Genomic DNA, 3,869 nt, shown 5'->3' on the forward strand with positions numbered 1-3,869 from the left:
AGCTGGGTGGCCACCCGCTGCACGGTGCCCTGCGTGGTGCCCAACTCGGCGCGCAGGGCCCTCACCATCCGGACCGCGGCGGCCTTCTCCTCGGGGCTGTAGCGACGTGTCGTGGGCTTTCCAGCAGACTGTTCCTTCGGCATACCTGCATCCTCGTTTCCAAGGTCAGGAGCCTCCGGGATTTCCAGGGCGATTCACGTCCGGACCCTACACCGCTACCGCACCGTGCAAATCCAAGCCGGCACACAAACCCTGACCGCCGCCGACCCGAGTCGGGTTTGGTCACCGAGTACCGCCCGCTCATGCACCCAGTGCGCGTCGGACTCCATCCACGATGGCTGGTGCGAGAGTTCTGATATACGTCGCCGTAAGGTGGGAGCCACTATCCTGGTACACGATCACGTTGCCGATGACCGACGGGCAACGGTTGGCTGTGCAGTAGTACGGCGTCAGGTCGATCACTGTTGCAGCGGGAACGATAAGGTTGGCCGAGGTGACCAGCGGATCGGCGTGTGCCAAGGCCTCCGCTCTTGACGTACCACAGTCGCCTACATCACCGCCGAAGGCTCGTGTCAGGCAGGCCAGAGAATCCTCGCTGACTTCGGGATTGTCTTCAACAACAGCGATTCGACTGCCGGCTGCGGCGACCGGTGCCCATGCTTTCGTATAGTTTTCAGCATTTCCGCCATACTTGCGATACGACTGAGTGAGTACAAGATCGTAGGGGTGCGCGAGGAGCTCCTTTTGGATGTCTGCCATCGCGACCTTGCATGAGGCTTGAGGTGGGTCTCGCCAAGCGCAACCCCATCCGACGTAGGTGGTGAGCTGCCACTTGTTCTGGATGAGGAACGGCGACAGGGCGTCAATTAGCCGTTGCGCGTGCGAGTCACCTACGAGCGCGATGCGGGTGGCGTCATCACCCTTGTACCCCAAGGTGCAGGAATTCAGTTCTTGTTTCGCTGCGGTCCAGCAAGTGCCCTTTCCCCCGTCTTTGGAGAACTTGTCGATGCCGGGCGTTAACGGCACGTCTGGATTCCACAGTTCACAACGATGATCCATCATCGCGGCCGCGCCGCCGCACGGGCCTAGGTCGACCAACTCTTCATCATCATGCGAGGCAATGGATCGCTTGTCGTCGAACCGGACACCGAGGATCGACACCACGATCAGCGCGAAAATGAGAAAGCCGACGAGTGCCCAACTCGATGTAGTCAGTGTCGGCATTCGGCGATCCCGGGGGGCGGGTTTGTCGAGCAACCAATCCGACTTCCGGATCGGGTTCTCATAGAAGTAGTAAGTGACCGTGGTGAGCCCTAGGGCGAGGGCGAGCGAAACGCCGTAGAACAGCGGGCTCTTCGGAATCACGGTTAATAGCAAGATGATTACGGGCCAGTGCCAGAGATACAGGGTATAGCTGGTGTCACCGAAGAAGCGGGCGACCGGGTTGGTCAGCGGGAACATCCCGCGGACCTCAGCGCCGTGGAATGAGGCGACTACAAGCGCCGTCGACAGAACAGGTAATGCTGCCCACGGTGCAGGGAACTGGACAGTTGAATCGATCAGGAATAGTGATCCCAGCACACCTGCGAGGCCGAGATACGCGAGTCCTGGTCGGACCGCAGATGGCATGCGTGCGAGCCAGGGTCCGGCGATCGCCGCTAGGGCGCCGACACCAAGTTCCCAGACCCGGGTGGACGTCGAAAAATATGCGGCGTTCGGTTCATCCGCCGAGAGGAGCATAGCCCGTACGAAGGACGCGGCGACGACAACGGCCATGGCGCTGAACAACGCCCACTGTCGAGTCCATGCGTTGCCCTTACGCCGAAGCCCACGCGTTAGTGCGAAGATCAGCACGAGTAGGAAAGGCCAGACGAAGTAGAACTGCTCTTCGATCGATAGCGACCAGTAGTGCTGCAGGGGTGACGGCGGCTGATCTCGCTGAAAGTAGTCGGCCCCGATCTCTTCGAAGCGGAAGTTCGAGACGAATATCGCGGCGTACAGCGCATCGACGAGCGTCTCTCTTGCACGGATCGCGGGGAACAGGAGGTACGAACCGACCACGGTCGCGACGAGCACGAGTACGGCGGACGGCAAAATCCGCCTTACGCGGCGGACGTAGAAGTATCGGAAGGACAGCTTGCCCGTTGTGGTCCTCTCCCGGATTAGGAGTCCGGTGATGAAAAAGCCGCTGAGGACGAAAAACACATCGACGCCGACGAATCCACCCGATGGCCAATTGAACAGGTGATTCCCGAAGACCGCTAGGACCGCGACCGCGCGCATCCCCTGAAGGTCCGAACGTCGGTCGCCTGCGATGGTACGGCGTGCGCCCACTGCCTGGTTGTCCGACTCATCGCGGAGCAACGTGATGTCATCCCCCCGCACCGGGGTTATACTACCTTAGTACTGCAGCCGTAGATCTGGATCATCGGTTTTCGCGTCGTCGGTAGTGGGATTGGCGGGCTCGGCATTGGCGTCGCCCTTCGCCATCGTGACCAGGCCAACAGGGTCGCGACAGTGTGTCGGCTGGTCAGCAGTATGGCGTCGAAGAGTCGTCGGACCTCGTTGTGTCTGGAGTGCGTTGTCGCTACGGGCACGGGGGTGGGGGCACCGCCGGATCGCTGAGCGCGTGGCAGTGCCGGCGGCCACGGTGCGGGGTTGGTTGCGTCGGGCTGGCAGACGGCTGGAAGCGATCCGGGCGTGGTTCATCGAAGTCGCGGGGCATACCGGTATCGAAGTGGCGATTCCCGACGGGTTCGGCTGTGGTGGGCGTGACGTGGTGGCCGCGGTCAGGGTCGCGGTCGCGGCGATCGGTCAGCGGTTCGGGCCGGCTGGGTTGGTGGGCGCGGTGACGCCGGCGCAGGTGGTGGTGGCCGTCAGCGGGGGCCGGTTGTTGTCAGCGGACTGGCCGCCGTCTGCTCGGGGCCTGTGAGCAACACCAGTTGCCCCTGATGCGCCGGCGCGGTGATCGGTGATCCTCGCGAAGGCACCTGCCCAGCATCGGTTTCGGGCAGGGCCATCGACTGTGAGGAGCACCCTGCGGTGTCGTTGGAGGAGCACAAGCGTCGGGAACGGGCGAATTCGATCGGGTTGTTTCGCTATCAGGTGATCTGCCCTGCTCTGGAGGCGGGATTGTCGACCCGGCAGCGCGGCCGGCTGGTCCGCGAGATCGCCGAACGCCGCCATACCGACCCGTTCGGCACCCAGGTGCAGATCGCCCGCGCCACGCTGGATCGCTGGATCGCTGGATCCGGCGTTACCGGTCCGGCGGGTTCGAAGCATTGGTGCCCGAACCGCGCCGGCTGGCGACCTGCACCGATGTCCAGGTGCTGGAGTTGGCGGCCTCGCTGAAGCGGGAGAACCCGTCGCACACGGCCGCGCAAGTGGCCCGCATCCTGCGCACCGCGACCGGGTGGGCGCCCTCGGAGTCGACCCTGCTGCGTCATTTCCACCGCTGTGAGCTGATGGGCCCTACCGCCGGGCAGAGCAATGAGGTGTTCGGCCGGTTCGAAGCCGCCGACCCCAACGAACTGTGGGTCGGCGACGCGTTATGCCGAACTCGGCATAACGCGTCTTATGCCGACTTAGCGGTTATGCCGCACCGGGTGGAAGGCATTAAACAGCAACCAATCCGTGGAAACCAGTCGGCATAATCAGAGTCCTCTTGTTCCGGAAATCGAGGAGTTCGGCTTTGCCGCCGGTCGTAGCAGCGGTCGGTGACCTTGCCGGTGGCGATCTCGAGTGCCGCGAACAAAGTGGTCGTCCCGATGCGCTGGTAGTCGTGGGTGGCCTCCACCGGCAGGCCGGGGCGCACCGGCAGGATCAGTCCATGTCGTGGTTGTGACGACTTCACCCCCCGAGGCCGTCGA

General features: G+C 63.1%; 2 protein-coding genes and 3 pseudogenes. 2 read left to right on the forward strand and 3 right to left on the reverse strand.

From position 1 onward, the window contains the following. Both JDV09_RS25925 and JDV09_RS25930 read right to left on the reverse strand, forming a co-directional pair. Positions 1 to 143 (reverse strand): annotated as a pseudogene (locus JDV09_RS25925) (IS3 family transposase); the annotation flags it as partial. Between the two features lie 157 nt (positions 144 to 300). Then, positions 301 to 2,385, reverse strand: coding sequence for an acyltransferase family protein (locus JDV09_RS25930; protein WP_308124253.1), 2,085 nt, complete (start codon positions 2,383 to 2,385; stop codon positions 301 to 303). A 352-nt stretch (positions 2,386 to 2,737) separates the two neighbouring features. On the opposite strand from JDV09_RS25930, the gene JDV09_RS25935 reads away from it, so the two are divergent. Beyond that, complete coding sequence (locus JDV09_RS25935; protein ID WP_255606072.1) at positions 2,738 to 2,932, forward strand: hypothetical protein; 195 nt, start codon at positions 2,738 to 2,740, stop codon at positions 2,930 to 2,932. A gap of 110 nt (positions 2,933 to 3,042) precedes the next feature. After that, positions 3,043 to 3,551 (forward strand): annotated as a pseudogene (locus JDV09_RS27665) (helix-turn-helix domain-containing protein); the annotation flags it as partial. A gap of 121 nt (positions 3,552 to 3,672) precedes the next feature. Here the strand turns inward: JDV09_RS27665 and JDV09_RS25945 are convergent. Continuing rightward, a pseudogene (locus JDV09_RS25945) lies at positions 3,673 to 3,869 on the reverse strand (hypothetical protein); the annotation flags it as partial.

The organism is Mycolicibacterium xanthum, assembly GCF_019710635.1.
Lineage (GTDB): Bacteria > Actinomycetota > Actinomycetes > Mycobacteriales > Mycobacteriaceae > Mycobacterium > Mycobacterium xanthum.